Source organism: Nocardia sp. NPDC058176 (assembly GCF_042883805.1).
In the GTDB taxonomy this organism is placed as follows: domain Bacteria; phylum Actinomycetota; class Actinomycetes; order Mycobacteriales; family Mycobacteriaceae; genus Nocardia.
In genome coordinates, this window is the sequence record NZ_JBHVVA010000001.1 from 2,242,664 (window position 1) to 2,258,574 (window position 15,911).

At 70.8% G+C, this 15,911-nt stretch carries 15 protein-coding genes; 6 read left to right on the forward strand and 9 right to left on the reverse strand.

All coding sequences use genetic code 11. The annotated features are described in order from the left end of the window. Positions 1 to 187: 187 nt before the first annotated feature. The 6 genes from lnt to ACFVVM_RS10460 all read right to left on the reverse strand — a co-directional run bounded on the left by lnt (position 188) and on the right by ACFVVM_RS10460 (position 6,183). The gene (gene lnt, locus ACFVVM_RS10435) at positions 188 to 1,744 is read right to left on the reverse strand and encodes an apolipoprotein N-acyltransferase (RefSeq protein WP_387616815.1); all 1,557 of its coding nucleotides are present in this window, start codon (positions 1,742 to 1,744) and stop codon (positions 188 to 190) included. 149 nt (positions 1,745 to 1,893) lie between these two features. Beyond that, complete coding sequence (locus ACFVVM_RS10440; RefSeq protein WP_387615789.1) at positions 1,894 to 3,486, reverse strand: amidohydrolase; 1,593 nt, start codon at positions 3,484 to 3,486, stop codon at positions 1,894 to 1,896. A 30-nt stretch (positions 3,487 to 3,516) separates the two neighbouring features. Beyond that, entirely contained in the window at positions 3,517 to 3,720 is a 204-nt protein-coding gene (locus tag ACFVVM_RS10445; RefSeq protein ID WP_387615792.1) for a hypothetical protein, read from the reverse strand. A gap of 45 nt (positions 3,721 to 3,765) precedes the next feature. Further along, positions 3,766 to 4,260, reverse strand: a complete 495-nt coding sequence (locus ACFVVM_RS10450; protein WP_387615795.1) for an FxsA family protein — start codon at positions 4,258 to 4,260, stop codon at positions 3,766 to 3,768. Between the two features lie 72 nt (positions 4,261 to 4,332). After that, entirely contained in the window at positions 4,333 to 4,992 is a 660-nt protein-coding gene (locus ACFVVM_RS10455) for a response regulator transcription factor (RefSeq protein ID WP_302874375.1), read from the reverse strand. Positions 4,993 to 5,013: 21 nt separating this feature from the next. Beyond that, a complete protein-coding gene (locus ACFVVM_RS10460; protein ID WP_387615799.1) occupies positions 5,014 to 6,183 on the reverse strand; it encodes a sensor histidine kinase in 1,170 nt (389 codons plus the stop codon). A gap of 56 nt (positions 6,184 to 6,239) precedes the next feature. Between ACFVVM_RS10460 and ACFVVM_RS10465 the strand changes: the two genes are divergently transcribed. After that, positions 6,240 to 7,007, forward strand: a complete 768-nt coding sequence (locus ACFVVM_RS10465; protein WP_387615802.1) for a sulfite exporter TauE/SafE family protein — start codon at positions 6,240 to 6,242, stop codon at positions 7,005 to 7,007. Here the strand turns inward: ACFVVM_RS10465 and ACFVVM_RS10470 are convergent. Next, positions 7,004 to 7,549: a TetR/AcrR family transcriptional regulator gene (locus tag ACFVVM_RS10470; protein WP_387615804.1), complete on the reverse strand. Its 546-nt coding sequence runs from the start codon at positions 7,547 to 7,549 to the stop codon at positions 7,004 to 7,006. The two genes, ACFVVM_RS10465 and ACFVVM_RS10470, sit on opposite strands and share 4 nt — an antisense overlap. A gap of 284 nt (positions 7,550 to 7,833) precedes the next feature. On the opposite strand from ACFVVM_RS10470, the gene ACFVVM_RS10475 reads away from it, so the two are divergent. From ACFVVM_RS10475 to ACFVVM_RS10485, 3 genes are read left to right on the forward strand one after another with little or no spacing between them, the layout of a single operon-like run. After that, a complete protein-coding gene (locus ACFVVM_RS10475; protein ID WP_387615807.1) occupies positions 7,834 to 9,363 on the forward strand; it encodes a TldD/PmbA family protein in 1,530 nt (509 codons plus the stop codon). An 11-nt stretch (positions 9,364 to 9,374) separates the two neighbouring features. Further along, a complete protein-coding gene (locus ACFVVM_RS10480) occupies positions 9,375 to 10,754 on the forward strand; it encodes a metallopeptidase TldD-related protein (RefSeq protein WP_387616817.1) in 1,380 nt (459 codons plus the stop codon). Positions 10,755 to 10,795: 41 nt separating this feature from the next. After that, positions 10,796 to 11,638: an HAD family hydrolase gene (locus tag ACFVVM_RS10485; RefSeq protein ID WP_387615810.1), complete on the forward strand. Its 843-nt coding sequence runs from the start codon at positions 10,796 to 10,798 to the stop codon at positions 11,636 to 11,638. Positions 11,639 to 11,776: 138 nt separating this feature from the next. Here ACFVVM_RS10485 and ACFVVM_RS10490 read toward each other — a convergent pair whose 3' ends face one another. After that, positions 11,777 to 12,925 carry an erythromycin esterase family protein gene (locus ACFVVM_RS10490; protein WP_387615813.1) on the reverse strand — a complete coding sequence of 383 codons (1,149 nt, stop codon included), beginning with the start codon at positions 12,923 to 12,925 and terminating at the stop codon, positions 11,777 to 11,779. 81 nt (positions 12,926 to 13,006) lie between these two features. Here ACFVVM_RS10490 and ACFVVM_RS10495 point away from each other — a divergent pair, with 81 nt between their 5' ends. Together ACFVVM_RS10495 and ACFVVM_RS10500 are read left to right on the forward strand one after the other, a co-directional pair. Further along, positions 13,007 to 13,741, forward strand: coding sequence for a TioE family transcriptional regulator (locus tag ACFVVM_RS10495; protein ID WP_387615816.1), 735 nt, complete (start codon positions 13,007 to 13,009; stop codon positions 13,739 to 13,741). Between the two features lie 452 nt (positions 13,742 to 14,193). Next, complete coding sequence (locus ACFVVM_RS10500; protein WP_387615819.1) at positions 14,194 to 14,598, forward strand: VOC family protein; 405 nt, start codon at positions 14,194 to 14,196, stop codon at positions 14,596 to 14,598. Positions 14,599 to 14,601: 3 nt separating this feature from the next. On the opposite strand, the gene ACFVVM_RS10505 is transcribed toward ACFVVM_RS10500, so the two are convergent. Continuing rightward, positions 14,602 to 15,891, reverse strand: a complete 1,290-nt coding sequence (locus tag ACFVVM_RS10505) for an acetyl-CoA C-acyltransferase (protein ID WP_387615822.1) — start codon at positions 15,889 to 15,891, stop codon at positions 14,602 to 14,604. Positions 15,892 to 15,911: the final 20 nt, after the last annotated feature.

A 15,911-nucleotide genomic window follows, 5' to 3' on the forward strand; every position in this document is an offset into this window, starting at 1 on the left:
CTGTGTCACGACTCTCCCCAGAGCGACACCCGGGCACACGACGGCCCAAGGGCGTGGCTTTCCACGCCCATGATTCGGAGTACTCCGGCAGCCGGATGGCTACCGATGTGGATTTATTTCGAGCTCAATGGATTACACCCCTGTAGCAGCTACTTTCGGCCGCTTCCCCCGGGTTGAAACAAACCGCTTATTCAGAATTGTCCGAACTCCGCACATCCTGCGTCGGATTCGCTCGGCGGCGCCGGTACAACACCAGTCCTACCCCGATCGCGGTCAGGATAACGGACGCCAGTTCGGGCGCGCCGCCGATCCGGGTCGCGATCGTCGCCGTGTCGCGCAACGGTAGCTGGGCGACCAGCGCCGCGGGTACCAATTGCTCACTGCGCTGCACAATGGCACCATCGGCGGTGATGATGGCACTGACTCCCGAGGTTGCTGCGATCACCAGCGCGCGCCCGTGCTCGACCGCGCGCACCCGCGACATGGCCATTTGCTGGTAGGTCATCTCGCTCTCGCCGAAGGTGGCGTTGTTGGTCGGCACCGTCAGCAGTTGCGCGCCCGCATCCAGCGATTCCCGGAATGCCCGGTCGAAAGCGACCTCGTAACACGTAGCCACACCGATCGGTACTCCCGCCGCCGTGACCGTTCCGTCACCATCACCCGGCACGAAATATCCGGCGCGATCGGCATAGGAGGAGAACAAACGGAAGAAACCGCGCATCGGCAGATATTCACCGAAAGGCTGGATGATCTTCTTGTCGTGGCGCTCCCCCGGACCGTCCGCGCCGTTCCACACGATCACCGAGTTGGTGGTCGTGCGGTCACCGTTCACCAGGACTGCGCCGACCAGGATCGGCGCTGCGATCGCCTCCGACGCCCTCGTGATCACGGCGGCGGCATCGGCGTTGCGCAGTGGATCGATGTCGGAGGAGTTCTCCGGCCAGATCACGATGTCGGGCCGTGGTGCCTGGCCGCGGTCCACGGCGTCGGCGAGCTCCTCGGTGCGCCGGACGTGGTTGTCCAGCACGGCCCGCCGCTGGGCGTTGAAGTCCAGGCCCAGCCGCGGCACGCTGCCCTGGATGGCGGCGACCGTGACCATCCGGTCGCCCGCGTCCGGGGCGGGCAGCGTCGGCCGGAGGATCACTCCGGCGAGAGGCATGATAGCCACGGTAACGATCGCGAGGGCAAATCCGGTCCGCACGGCGCGGCCCGCCGGGCGCGGCGCGGGGGTGCGGGACCAGGCGAAGAGCCGCAGCGCCAGCGCCGCGAGCCCGGTGCCGGTGAGCGCGACGGCGAAGCCGACCAGCGGGGCGCCACCGTAGGCGGCCAGCGGCAGGTACCAGCCGTCGGCCTGACCGAAGGCAACACGGCCCCAGGGGAATCCGCCGAAGGGGACGTTCGATCGTGCCCATTCGGTCGCGGTCCAGGCCAGCGCCAGCCACACCGGCCACCCCGGCAGCGCGCTCAGCCAGCGGGCGAGCACACCCCAGACGCCGAGGAAGAACGCGCAGGCCAGCGAGAGTGCCAGCCACGGCAGCGGGCCGACGTAGATCCCGGTCCACGGCAGCAGCGGCACGAAGAAGGCGAGGCCACCGAGCAGCCCGTAGCCGAATCCGCTGCGCAGCTTTCCCGGTCCGCGCACCGCCACGGTGAGCAGGGCGATGGCCACCGGAGCCAGGAACCACCACGGCCGTGGCGGGAAGCTGGCGAACAGCAGCAGCCCGCCCGCGACGGCGGCGAGCATGCGCAGCAGCACGGCGTAGTTCGTCCCTCCGGTCGTCTCGGTGGCCGTTGGCTCCGTGGATCCCGAAGGCGCGGAGTCGAGGCCGGGGGCGGGGTCGATCATGGTGTCCTGCTCCGTGATTCGTTGCTGGCGCGGGGTGAGCTTGCTGGTCAGGCGGAGTAGATCGGGGTGCCGTCGCGCACGGTGCGCAGGCACCTCGGCAGGTCGGCGCCCGGCTCGAGGCGCGGGAGGCCGGGCACGCGGGAGCGCGGATCGGTGGACCAGCGCTGCACGGTGTCGGCGGCCGCGGCGACCACGAGGTCACCGGCATCCCACACCGCGTAGGAGGCGGGTGCGCCCGGCACCAGCGTGCCCGCCAGGCCGTCGCGCACGCCGCCCGCGCGCCAGGCGCCCCGGGTGGCGGCGGCGAACGCGGCGCGGGGGGACAGCCCGTGACCGGTGGTGCGGTGGTGCACGGCCGCGCGGACCTGCTCCCACGGATTCGCGGTGGTGACCGGTGCGTCGGAGCCGATGGCGAGGGAGATGCCCGCGGCGGCCATCGCCGCGAACGGGTTCAGCCCGGCGGCGCGTTCGGCGCCGAGGCGCGTGGCGTACATGCCGTCCGGCCCGCCCCACGCCGCGTCGAAACCCGGCTGCACGGACGCGATCGCGCCGACCGCGGCGAGCTGGGCGATCGCGGCGGCATCGGTCATCTCCGCGTGCTCGACGCGGTGTCCGCGCGCGGCGACCGCCGGACCGCCGAGTTCGGCGGCGACGCGCGCGAATCCCTCGACCACGCGGTCCATGGCGCCGTCACCGATGGCGTGGAAGCCGGCCTGGATCCCGGCTTCGGTGCAGGCGCGCAGATGGGCGGTGATGGTGTCGGCGTCGAGGAAGTCCTTGCCGTGGCCGCCCGCGTCGGCGTAGGGCTCGCGCAGCAGCGCGGTGTGCGAGCCGAGCGAGCCGTCGACGAACAGGTCACCGCCGAGGGCGTGCACGCCGAGCTCGTCGACCAGCGCGCGGGCCTCCTCGGCGGTGCGCACGGCCTGGCCCCAGTAGGCGCGTACCTGCACGCCGTGGTCGAAGGCGAGCAGTTCGCGCACGTCGTCGCGGCCGGAGATCTCGGGTCCCGCGCATTCGTGGACGGCGACGATGCCGTGCGCGGCGGCCGCGTCGAGGGCGGCGGTGCGGGCCCGATCCCGTTGTGCGCGACCGAGTTCGGCGAGGGCGACCGTCCGCACCCGGTGGTGGGCGTCGGCCCGGACCGGGTCGCCGCGGCGGTGGTCCGCGCCGAGGTCGCCCGCGGCGTCGAGCAGCGCCGAGGAGGCGATGGCCGAGTGGGCGTCGACCCGCACCAGGTAGACCAGGCGGCCCGGCCCGGCGGCCTCGTCGAGCTCGGCGACGGTCGGTGGGCGCTGATCGGGCCAGGTGGTGTCGTCCCAGCCCTCACCGATGATCACGCCGTCGGGTTGGCGCGCGGCGTACGCGCGGATGGTGTCGAGGAGCTCGGCCAGCGATCGGGCGCCGCGCAGATCGAGGCCGGTCAGCTGCAGGCCCAGCGCGGTGACGTGCACATGCGGGTCGACGAAGGCGGGCGCGACGAACGCCCCGTCGAGGTCGATGATCTCCGCGCCGGGATGCATGGCCCGGCCGGGGGCCTCGGCGCCGAGCCACACCACGGTGCCGTCGGTGACCGCCATCGCGGTCGCGTCCGGGGAGCTGGAACTGTAGAAACGTCCGCCGATCAGCAACTGGGTACTCACGATGTCCCAGTCTGCCGTATCGGCCGATGCTCAGGTCGGCAGGGACAGCACCCGGCGCACGTCGGCATCGGCGAGCCCGGCCCGGTGGTGTCCGCCCGCTTCGGCGGCGATCAGCTCCAGCCGCCACGCGGCGGCGGTGAAATCCGACATCGACTGTCCGGCAGCGGTGCTCGCCCTGCGCACCGCGTCGGCCAGTTCCTCGCTCACCGTGACGGTGATCTGCTCAGTGGCCATGCGGGCACTGTAGACCTTCCGCTGCCACGGGGCCGCATCCTCGGCTCAGGCGGATCCACCGAGCGCGCGCGGACCGCTGGTGTGGCCATCGTCATACCACTGCCCGACGACCACGCCGTCGACCACATCGCCGTCGGCGTCGACGACCACGCCACGGTACGGCGAGGGCGCGAACGAGGGCAGCGGACCGAAGCGGCGGGTGCCGAGCTTCTCCAGCACCGGGCGCAACAGCGCGCGGGTGGGCGGGAACAGGGCGAGCAGGCCGATCACCCCGGTGACCAGGCCGGGGACGAACAACAGGATCGAGCCGGTGGCGACCAGCAGCCCGTCGGCCACCGCGCTCTCCGCGCTCACCTCACCGCGCGAGGCCCGCCGGAATCGTTCGAACACCCGCCTGCCCTGTGCGCCGAGGAGCAGCAGACCCACCCCGGACACCGCGACCAGCACCAGCAGTGCCCAGCCGACACCGATCAACTGGGCGAGACCCACCAGGGCGGCGATCTCGACGACGAGGTAGAGCACGAACAACAGGGCGGTCATGGCGATCCTTTCGGACGATCTACCCTCTCAACGCGCGAGCGGCCCGATTTTCTCCCGAGCGCCCGCCCCGGCTCAGCCACCCGGCCGGACCAGCCCGGTCTCGTAGGCCAGGACCACCGCCTGCACCCGGTCACGCAGCCCGAGTTTGGTGAGCACCCGGCCCACATGGGTCTTCACCGTGGCCTCGGACAGGAACAGCGCGGCGGCGATCTCGGCATTGGAGCGCCCGGCCGCGATCTGCTCGAGCACTTCGCGCTCGCGGGCGGTCAGCACGTCGAGCACGCTCGGGTCGCGCAGGCTGGTCGGGTCCTCGGCGACGAGCCGGTCGAGCAGGCGTTTGGTGACCTTGGGCGAGACCACCGCGTCGCCCGCGGCGACGCTGCGGATGGCCGAGATCAGGTCCTCGGGCGGGGTGTCCTTGAGCAGGAAGCCGCTGGCGCCGGCGCGCAGCGCGCCGAGGGCGTGTTCGTCGAGGTCGAAGGTGGTCATCACGAGCACGCGTACGCCGTCGCCCGCGGCCACGATCCGGTCGGTGGCGGTCACGCCGTCGACCACCGGCATGCGCACATCCATCAGGACCACGTCCGGGCGCAACTCGTCGGCGCGCCGCACAGCCTCCTCGCCGTTGCCCGCCTCGCCGACGACCTCGATGTCGGGGTGGGCGCCGAGCACCATCTTCAGCCCCATCCGCATGAGTTCCTGATCGTCCACCACGAGCACGCTGATCGGCATTGGCTCACCCTAGCGGGCGGCTCAGTCGGGGTCGGAGCGCAGCGGGAGGGTGGCCCGCACCCGCCACCGACCGTCCTCGGTCCGGCCCGCGGACAGGGTGCCGCCCAGCACCGCGACGCGTTCGCGCATGCCGACCAGGCCCATTCCGGCGCCGGGGATCGCGGGTTCGGGCCGGACCGGAACGCCGCCGCTGTCGGCGATCTCGACGTGGATGTCGTCGTCGCGGCGCTGGACCCGGACCCAGGCCTTGGGACCGGCGCCCGCGTGCCGCAACGTGTTGGTGAGCGATTCCTGCACGATGCGATGCACGCCGAGGCTCACCTCGGGGGTGATGTCGTCGAGCTGGCCGGTCAGTTCGAGGTCGACGGCCAGGCCCGCCTCCCGCATCATGTCGACGAGCTTGGCGATTCCCGCGGTGCCGTGCTGGGGCAGCAGTTCCGGTGCGTGCTCGATGCGCAGCAGCGCGACCGTGCGGCGCAGTTCGCGCAGTGCGTCGCGCCCGGTGCCCGCGATGGTGGTCAGCGCGCGTTCGGCGGTGTCGGGGTCCTGGCGCAGGGCGTATTTCGCACCGTCGGCCTGCACGATCATGACGCTGACCGCGTGCGCGACCACATCGTGGAGTTCGCGGGCGATGCGCGTGCGTTCGGCGGCGACGGCCTCGTGCGCGCGTCGTTCCTTGTCGTAGTCGGCGACGGCGAGGCGGGCGGCGACCTCGGCGTCATAGGCGTGGCGGGCGCCGTTGAACTCGGCCAGTGTCCAGCACAGCGCGTAGATCACGCCGACGAGTACCAGGTCACCGCTGACGGGTTGCTGCAGCGCCAGGGTGGACACCGTCGCATCGATCCCGAGGAACCCGAGAAAGATCAGTCCGTCGCGCCTGCCGACATAGGCGACCAGCGTGTAGAGCAGCACTCCGAGCCCGATCAGCGCGACATGTCCGGTCAGGTCGTCGCCGAGCAGATGGCCGAACAGGGTGCACAGCATCGACAGCACCAGCATCGTGGCGGCCATCGCCCGCGGGTAGATGCGGCGCAGGATCAGCGGCAACGGCAGCAGAACCGAGAAGATCAGGTAGACGACCTTGTTCGGCGCACCGCCGACGCCGAGGGCGTCGAGCAGCAGCAGGACGGCCGCGAGGATGGAATCGGCGACGACGGGTCGTCCGCGTAACCACAGGCTGAACCGGCGCACCGGACCAGCCTAGGCCGCGGTTGGCTTTCCGCACGCGATCTTGATTGCCTGGTCGGGTGCAACTCGGAGACTGGACGGTCCTGCTGGTGGCCGCCGCGGCGGCGGGCTGGGTCGACGCGGTGGTCGGCGGCGGCGGGCTGATCATCCTGCCGACGCTGTTCCTCGTCGCCCCCGGCATCGCCCCGCAGACCGCGCTCGGCACGAACAAGCTGGCGGCACTGGCCGGGACGGCGACCGCGGTGCTGACGTTCGCGCGCCGGGTGCCGATGGAGTGGAAGGTGCTGCTGCCGGGCGCGGCGATCGCGGCGGTGACCTCGGCGTGCGGTGCGGCGGCGGTGTCGCTGATCGACCGCGATCTGTTCATTCCGCTGGTGATGGTGGTGCTCGTGTCGGTGGCGCTGGTGGTGACGCTGCGCCCGTCGATCGGGATGACGATGGCCACCCATCCCCCGACCCGGCGCAAGGTGATCCTGGTGGTCGCCCTGGCCGCGGGCCTGATCGGCCTCTACGACGGGTTGCTCGGGCCCGGCACCGGGACCTTCCTCATCATCACCTTCGCCACCCTGCTCGGCACCGAGTTCGTGCGGGCGGCGGCGATGGCGAAGGTGATCAACTGCGGTTCGAATGTGGGCGCGCTGCTGTTCCTCGGCGCGACCGGGCACATCCTGTGGGGGCTGGGCGCGGGCATGGCCGTCGCGAACATCGCGGGTGCGCTGGTGGGTTCGCGCATGGCGCTGGCCAAGGGCGCGGGGTTCGTGCGAGTGGTGCTGCTGGTCGTGGTCGTGGTGATGGTGATCCGGTTGGGCTGGCAGCAGTTCGGTTAGCGGGCCGGTTCGGTCGCCGCGGTCGCGGCCAGCCAGGGCTGCAGGACCCGGGAGGTGGTCTCGTGGATCTTGCGGTGCAGCCGTTCGCCGTCGTCGATGCTGTGCTGGGGCTGCTGGAACAGCACCGTCAGCGCGCCCGAGACCGCGCCGACGACCGCGCCGACCAGTGCGGCGGCGCCGATCTCGTCGAGTTCGTGCGGGAACGCGGTGTGCAGTTGCCGGGCGATCTCGCGCTGGGCGACGAGCTGGGCGTGCGCGGCGCGACCGCTCACCGAGGGCACCGTGCGCGAGACTCGCGCCCGCAGGGCGGCCACCCGGGAACTCAGATCGTCGACGAGGTGCTCGCCGGGACTGTCGCCCGCGGCGCGCAGGGCGCGCAGCAGCACCTCGACGGGCCGCTCCCCCGGTCGCCGGGTGGCGATGGCGGCGACCGCCGCGCGCACCCGGTCGTCGGTCTCGGGAAAGAGCAGTTCTTCCTTGCTCGCGAAGTAGTTGAAGAAGGTGCGGGTGCCGACCTCGGCCTCGGCCGCGATATCGGCCACGGTCGTTTCCTCATAGCCTCTGGCCTCGAACAATTCGACGGCGGCCAGGAGAATCGCACGACGGGTTCGTTCCCTTTTTCGATCGCGGAGGGCAGAAGGCGGCACGGCGGGCACCCTACGGCATTCGCAGTGCCCTCGGCGGGAGGAAGCGGGGCTCCGCGCGTCACGGTGAGTGCCTGCCGGAACCGCGATTTCGCGCTCGACGGGACGAAATGTGCGCTGGTGACGGGTACTTTCCGCGCGAGGGCTCCCGTGTGTCGGTGCCACCGGCTAGCGTAGGCCCGGTGAGTACCACGACTTCCAGGGAAGTGGACGAGGAGTTCCGCGCACTCGGGCTCGGCGCGCTGGCCGAGGCCGCGCTCTCGGCGGCGCGCGCCGCGGGGGCCGAGCACGCCGATCTCCGGGTGCATCGCTTGGTCACCCAGTCGATCAGGTTGCGGGACGGGCGCGTCGAGGCGGTGACCGATTCGACCGAGCTGGGCCTGGCGGTGCGCGTGATCGTCGACGGCACCTGGGGTTTCGCCTCCCACGCCGCGTTGACGCCGCAGTCCGCCGCCGAGGTGGCCCGGCGCGCGGTCACCGTCGCCACGACGCTGCGCTCGCTGAACCGCGAGCGCGTCGAGCTGGCCGCGGAGCCGCGCTACGACGACGTGTCCTGGGTCTCGGCCTACGACCTCGACCCGTTCGCCGTGCCGACGGCCGACAAAGTGGCGCTGCTGCAGGACTATTCGGAGCGGCTGTCCGCGGCCGACGGCGTCGATCACGTGACCGCCTCGGTACTGCAGGTCAAGGAACAGACCTTCTACGCCGACACCGCGGGCTCGACGATCACCCAGCAGCGGGTGCGGCTGCATCCCCAATGGGAAGCGGTTACCGTGGATTCCGCGTCCGGGGTGTTCGAGACCATGCGCACCTTGGCCGCGCCCGCGGGTCGGGGCTGGGAGTACGTCACCGGCGCCGACGGAACCTGGGACTGGGCCGGGGAACTCGCGCGGATCCCCGGCTGGCTCGCCGAGAAGGTGAAGGCGCCCAGCGTCGTCGCCGGTCCCACCGATCTGGTGATCGATCCGACGAACCTGTGGCTCACGATCCACGAATCCATCGGCCATGCCACCGAATACGACCGCGCGATCGGTTACGAATCCGCCTATGCCGGTACCTCGTTCGCCACGCCGGACCAGCTCGGCACGCTGCGCTACGGCACCCCGATCATGCACGTCACCGGAGACCGCACCCAGGTCAACGGGCTGGCCACGGTCGGCTACGACGACGAGGGTGTCGCCGGTCAGCAGTGGGATCTGGTGCGGGACGGCGTACTGGTCGGCTACCAGCTCGACCGGGTGTTCGCCCCGCGCCTGGGCCTCGACCGTTCCAACGGCTGCTCCTATGCCGATTCCCCACACCACGTGCCGATCCAGCGGATGGCGAACGTGTCGCTGCAACCGGATCCGGAGCGTGACACCAGCACCGCCGAGCTGATCTCCCGGGTCGAGGACGGCATCTACATCGTCGGCGACAAATCCTGGTCGATCGACATGCAGCGCTACAACTTCCAGTTCACCGGGCAGCGGTTCTTCCGGATCCGCAACGGGGAGTTGGCCGGTCAGCTGCGCGATGTGGCCTACCAGGCGACGACCACCGATTTCTGGGGGTCGATGGAGGCGGTCGGCGGGCCGGGCACCTGGCAGCTCGGTGGCGCGTTCAACTGCGGCAAGGCCCAGCCCGGTCAGGTGGCGGCGGTGAGTCACGGGTGCCCGTCGGTGCTGGTGCGCGGGGTCAATATTCTCAACACCCGGACGGAGGGCGGGCAGTGAGCGGCGACGGAGTGTTCCCCGCGGGCGCGGTGGTCGAGCGCGCGCTGGCGGTGTCGAAGGCCGACGAGGCGATCGTGATCGTCACCGACGCGCACGAGGCGTCGCTGCGGTGGGCCGGGAACTCGATGACCACCAACGGCTCTTCGGTCTCGCGCGACTGGGCGGTGATCTCGGTGTTCCGCGACGGCCCGAACACCGCGCGGGTGGGCAGCATCAGCTCCACCAGCGTCGACCCGGCCGAGATCGAGGCGGTGGTGCGCGCCAGCGAGGAGGCCGCCCGCACGGCCACCCCCGCGCGCGACGCCATGCCGCTGCTCGAACCCACCGACGACGACACCGCCACCTGGGACCACGCGCCCGGCGCCACCGAGATCGACGTGTTCACCGGCCTGGCCCGCGACCTGTCGACCGGTTTCGACGGCACCGATCGCCTCTACGGTTTCGCCCACCACCAGGTGCACACCACCTGGCTGGGCACCTCCACCGGGATCCGGCGCCGGTTCAGCCAGCCCACCGGCTCGGTGGAGATCAACGGAAAGCGTGGCGAGGGCAAGGATCTGGCGAGCGCATGGGTGGGCGTCGGCACCGCCGACTTCACCGATGTCGACACTCCCGGCCTGCTCGCCGAGCTCTCGCGCCGGCTCGGGTGGGCCGCGAACCGGGTCGACCTGCCCGCGGGCCGCTACGAGACGCTGCTGCCGCCGTCCTCGGTGGCCGATCTGATGATCTACCTGGCCTGGACGATGGAGGGCCGGGGCGCGCACGAGGGCCACACCGCGTTCTCCCGCGCCGGCGGCACCCGGATCGGCGAGCGGCTCACCGACATTCCGCTCACGCTGTATTCGGACCCGAACGCCAGTGGACTCGAGTACCGGCCGTTCGTGGCGACCCCGTCGTCCTCGGAATCGCTGTCGGTGTTCGACAACGGGCTGTCCGCGCAGCGGGTCGACTGGATCGGATCGGGGGTGATCGAGTCGCTGGTCTATCCGCGCGCGACCGCCGCCGAGTTCTCCGCGCCCGCCACCGTTCCCGGCGAGAACCTGCTCCTCACCGGTGGCAGCGATGCCTCGCTCGACGACATGATCGCGCGGACCGAGCGCGGCCTGCTGCTCACCTGCCTCTGGTACATCCGCGAGGTGGACCCGGCCACGCTGCTGCTGACGGGGTTGACCCGCGACGGGGTGTACCTGGTCGAGAACGGCGAGGTGACCGGCGCGGTGAACAACTTCCGCTTCAACGAGAGCCCCCTCGACCTGCTGCGGCGGGTCTCGGAGGCCGGGGCGTCCCAGATCACCCTGCCCAGGGAGTGGAAGGACTGGTTCACCCGCACGTCCATGCCGCCGCTGCGGATCCCGGACTTCCACATGTCCTCGGTGAGCCAGGCGACCTGACCGGCCCGGCCGAGCGTGCCCGGTCGTGGCAGCATGGTCGGGTGACTCGTATCCGGATGTTCGCCACCGACCTCGATGGCACCTTGCTGCGCTCCGACCGCACGATCTCGCCGCGCACGGCCGCGGCGATGGCGAACGCGCGGCGGGCCGGGATCGAGGTCGTGTGGGCGACGGCGCGGGCCCGGCATTCGGTGCACGAGCTGGCCCAGTCGTGCGGATTCCGCGGGAAAGCGGTGTGCGCCAACGGCGCCGTGCTGCTCGACCTCGCCGACGGCGCACCGGAGATCATCGACACCATCTCGATCGAGGCGGAGCTGGCGGGCGCGGCCATGGCACAGATCCGCGACCTGATCCCCGGGGTCGCCTTCGCCAATGTCGGCGCGACCCAGTTCGTCGCCGAACCCGCCTACGCGGCACTGTGCTCGTTCACCGACCACCATCGCGATCCGCAGGCGATGGTGGTGTCGGAGACGCTGCCCATGCTGATCGAACCGATGGTGAAGATCGTCGCCCGCCACCCCGAGGTGACCGGCGCCGAGCTGTACCGGGCGACCGCGGCCGTCGGGATCGGCGGGGTGGAACTCACCCATTCCGGCGCACCGTACATGGAGATGGCTGCCGCGGGCGTCTCCAAAGCCAGTGCGCTGGCCCGCTTGTGCGCGATCGACGGCATCGACCCGTCGCAGGTGGCGGCCGCCGGTGACGCGATCAACGACATCGCCATGCTCACCTGGGCAGGCACCGCACTCGTCCCCGCCAACGCCGGTCCCGACGTACTCGCCCTCGCCGATCGCATACTCCCCACCAACGACGAGGACGGCGTCGCCCACTACCTCGAGGAGCTCGTGGCCACCCACCCCGCGCCGAACGCACCGAGGCCCTGACCCGTATGCCGTGGAGCTGGGCGATTGATCACCCAGGCTGTCAGGTGAGTATCGACCGCCACCAGAGCCTGGTGATCAACCGCCCAGTCATCGCAGCGGCGGCGGACGTGGGCCGAGGTCGGCCGTTTTTGCTCGCGCTCAGTCGATCGTGGCCGCGGCGCTTGTGTTCAGGTGCAGGATCGTGTCCGCGCCGTGGACGGTGTCCGCGTCCAGCGGGAAGTAGCCCTGTGCCTGGGTGACATCGGTGCGGGTGTCGGCCGGGGCCACGGTGTCGGACGAGACCAGGCCCCAGGTCGGGAGGCGCTGGTCGAGGGCACTCTCGTAGGTTCCCGCCGCGGGTTCGCCCAGGTCGATGGTGGTGCTGCGCCCCAGGCTGCCGAGGGCGACGGTGTACCGGTCCCCCAGCAGGGAGCCCACGATCTCGCCTGCGCCGGACCAGCTGAGATCCATCGGGCCCATCCGCATGTGGCTGGCGTTGCGGCGCAGGTGCAGGTTGTGGGCGAAGACCAGGGTCGGTCCGCGCCGGGCTTCCTCGGTGCGGATGTCGAGGAGGTTCTGGGCCATCAGCGCGTCGCGGGTGGCCGACAGTCGGCTCCAACGGTCGGAGTCCTCGAGGCGCTGGGCGGCCTGGCGGTGGTAGCGCAGGAGCCCCAGTGCGGTGGTGAGATAGGTTGCCGCCCTGCGCCACTCGGCATGTGAGGTGGTGGTGATCCGTTCCGGTGCGCGGGTGAAGAGGGTGCTGAGCAGGTCATCGGCGATGGCGCGCAGCTGGTGGGCCTGCGCCGTGTCGCCGATCGAGACGGCCGGATCGAGGACCGCCTCGGTGCGGCTCCACTGCTCGTCGGAGCCCACCAGCTCGGTCAGGTCGAGATCGAGATCCAGGTAGTCGCGGGCGAATTCGAGGTAGCGGCGCGGGCTGGGGACGCTCATGGTTTCCATCGCACCGTCGAATCCGTGGAAGGCGACGCGGTCGGCGGGCGGCACCTGTTCGTTGTGCGCGCGCAGCCAGGCGACGAGCTGCCGATTCGCCTCGAGCTCGCCGAAATCGTGGGAGAAGCCGGTGCGCATCGCCTCGTCAAGGGTGCCGAGACCGGCGCGGACGTAGTCGTCGACGACGAACGCGGCGACGCGATCGGTTTCCAGGGCGATCGAGCGGAACCCGGCCTCGACCAGCTGGGCGAACAGCTCGTTGCGGAGCCGGGCGAATCCCGGTTCGCGGTGGGTCGGCTCGCCGAGGGCCAACAGCGCGCAGGACGGAGGGACGAAGTCGTTGATGTACTGACTCATGTGTTTCGATCGTATCGTTGAAGGATCGGTTGATACTTTGTCGATATCTACCTGGATAGATCGCTGTAAAGTCTCCAATCAGTGAGCAACCTACGTCCCGCCGACCTCGCCCGCGAGCACGGCCTGTCGACCCAGGCGGTCCGCAACTACGAGCGCGACGGCTTCCTCCCGCCCGCCGAGCGCACGGCCAGCGGCTACCGGGTCTACACCGCCGTGCACGCGGCCGCCCTGCGCGCCTATCTCGCTCTCGTTCCCGCCTACGGGTACGCGGCCGCGGGCCAGATCATGCGTGCGGTCAACGACGACGACCTCGACAAGGCACTCACGATCATCGACCGCGGTCACGCCCAACTGCTCCGCGACCGCGAGACCCTGCGGTCCGTGCGCGGCGCCGTCGAGCACGTGATCGCCGAATCCGGATCGCGCACCGACCTTTCCGGTGACACCAGAACCATCGGCGAACTCGCCCACCGCCTCGAGGTCACCCCCGCCACGCTGCGCGCCTGGGAGCAGGCCGGCATCCTCACCCCGGACCGCGACCCGGCCACCGGATACCGCCGCTACGGCGCCACCGACCTGCGCGATGCCGACCTCGCCCACCTGCTCCGCCGCGGCGGCTACCTCCTCGACCACATCGCCGCGGTCCTCGCCCAGGTCAGGACCGCGGGCGGCACCGATGCACTCGCTGCCGCCCTCGACGACTGGCAAGCCCGCCTCACCGCCCAGGGCCTGTCCATGCTCGACGCCGCCGCCACACTGAGCGCGTACACCACCCTGCGCCACGCACCGCCCGCCAATCACACCCACCCCGCGTAGCCACCCAGACGCCACCTCGCCGACCTATTCGGTTGCTCCGTCGAACCGGATCGCCCGCCCCGATCCGGCGCTCGACAATGCCGTCCCCACCGGCGCACACGCCGTGCCCTTCTGACGCCGACACACCCGACACACGCCCGGTCGATCCACCCGGCGCGGCCACCCTGAACGCAGTTCCGGCCCACCACCGCACCGCGTGGCTCCCCACACCGCTCACCGCCATGACGCCAACACCGGCGAGGGGCAAGAACACCTACGGCGAGCCGACTTGCCGTGCCTGCTACTGGCGGCGCTGGGCCGCCGACGCCAGGCAGATGCAGGGAGAAATGGGCCGACCGGGAACCCGTGCCAATCGACCGAGCGTGGGCGCACGCACCGGAAGGTATGGCCGTATTCGATGACGCGCAGAGCCGATATCCGGTGGCCGGGGCGCCGGTAGGCTGGTCGCCACCATGCCTGGCCTCCTCGGAATCAACCATGTGACCCTCGCGACCACCGACCTCGACCGGCTCCTGCGGTTCTATACCGAACTACCGGGCGCCACACTGTCTTTCGAGCGACCGGCGACCTCGGTCGACCCCCGCATAGCCGTGGTCGACGTCGGCGGCGCCGATCATCTGATGCTCGTCGAGACCCCGGATGCCCCGGCCGACGACCTCGGCCCGCTCGGCCGCGCGAGGTGGGGACTGCGCGTCGCCACCTTCGAGCAGTTGTGCGAGGTCCGCACCCGAATCGCAACGGCCGGATCGACGGTCGGTCCGATCGATACGCTGCCGACGCAGTGGACGATGACCGCCCACGATCCCGACGGCCGCCCGGTCGACATCCGGGCGCACCGCCCCCGCCCCGAAGCCTGATCCTCAGACCCGTTCGAGCACCGCCGACGCCCCGATGCCACCGGCCGCGCAAATGCCCAGCAGCGCAGTCTCTTTGCCGGTGCGGGCCAGCTCATTGGCCATGGTCGTGACCATGCGAGCACCGGTCGCGCCGAACGGGTGACCCAGTGAGATCGAGCCGCCGTGCACATTGAGCTTGTCGATGTCGACGGTGCCGACGGGCTCGTCGCGGTCGAGGCGCGTCTTGGCCCACTCGGCGCTCTCCAGCATCCGCAGGACCGAAAGGGTTTGCGCGGCAAAGGCTTCGTGGATGTCGACCAGGTCGATATCGGCCAGCGTGAGCCCGGCCTTGTCGAGGGCGCGCGGCATCGAGATGGCCGGGCCGATGAGCACCTGATCGGCGGGATCGACACTGACGAAACTCCACGAGCGGAACGCGGCCAGCGGGGTGAACCCCAGGGCGCGCGCCTTCTCCTCGCTCATCAACAGCACCGCCGACGCGCCGTCGGTGAGCGGACTCGCATTGCCCGCGGTGACCGTGCCGCCCTCGGCGAACACCGGCGACAGGGTGGCGAGCTTGTCGACACTGGTGTTCGCGCGGACCAGCCCGTCGGTCTCGACCCGCTTGCCCGAGGGCGTGGTGAGCGGCACGACCTCGTCGTCGAATCGGCCCGAGGCGATCGCGGCCGCGGCGCGATGGTGCGAACGGGCGGCGAAGGCGTCCTGATCGGCACGGCTGATGCCGTTGATCCTGGCCATCTTCTCCGCGGACTCACCCATCACCTCGCCGGTGGTGCGCTCGGAGATCTTGGGCTGGCGCGGCAGGATGTCGGTGAACGGCGCGAGCTGGCGGACCACGTCGAGGTAGTCCTTCGGCTTGGGTTTGCCCAGTGCCACCGGCGCCACCGCGTGCACCACCTTCTGCGGCAGCTTGATCTCGGCATTACTGGTGGAATCGCTGCCACCGGCGATCATGATGTCGTACTCGCCGCGTTCGATCGCGGCCGCCGCCGAGGTGACCGCCTGCAACCCGGACGCGCACGCCCGGGTCACGGTGTACCCCTCGCAGCCGAAGTCCAGGTTCAGATCCAGGGCGATCTCGCGGGCGATGTTGGGCGCGTGACTGGGCAGCACGACCCCGCCCCACACGATCGACTGGATCTCGCCCGGCGCGATTCCCGACCGTTCGATCAGGCCACGGACCGCGGCACCCGCGAGGGCGATGCTGTCGAGACGGGTGAAGTCGGTGAACGCGCGCACGAACGGGGTCCGTGCACCCGCGACGACGACGGCTCGGTTGCGTTTCTCGGCCATGTGGGATCCCTTCGGAAGTT

Coding starts and splice junctions, on each gene's coding strand:
- ACFVVM_RS10455 (WP_302874375.1), bottom strand. CDS start 4,992: ATGCCGATCAGCGTGCTCGTGGTGGACGATCAGGAACTCATGCGGATG.
- ACFVVM_RS10450 (WP_387615795.1), bottom strand. CDS start 4,260: ATGACCGCCCTGTTGTTCGTGCTCTACCTCGTCGTCGAGATCGCCGCC.
- ACFVVM_RS10500 (WP_387615819.1), top strand. CDS start 14,194: ATGCCTGGCCTCCTCGGAATCAACCATGTGACCCTCGCGACCACCGAC.
- lnt (WP_387616815.1), bottom strand. CDS start 1,744: ATGCTCGCCGCCGTCGCGGGCGGGCTGCTGCTGTTCGCCAGCTTCCCG.
- ACFVVM_RS10445 (WP_387615792.1), bottom strand. CDS start 3,720: ATGGCCACTGAGCAGATCACCGTCACGGTGAGCGAGGAACTGGCCGAC.
- ACFVVM_RS10505 (WP_387615822.1), bottom strand. CDS start 15,891: ATGGCCGAGAAACGCAACCGAGCCGTCGTCGTCGCGGGTGCACGGACC.
- ACFVVM_RS10490 (WP_387615813.1), bottom strand. CDS start 12,925: ATGAGTCAGTACATCAACGACTTCGTCCCTCCGTCCTGCGCGCTGTTG.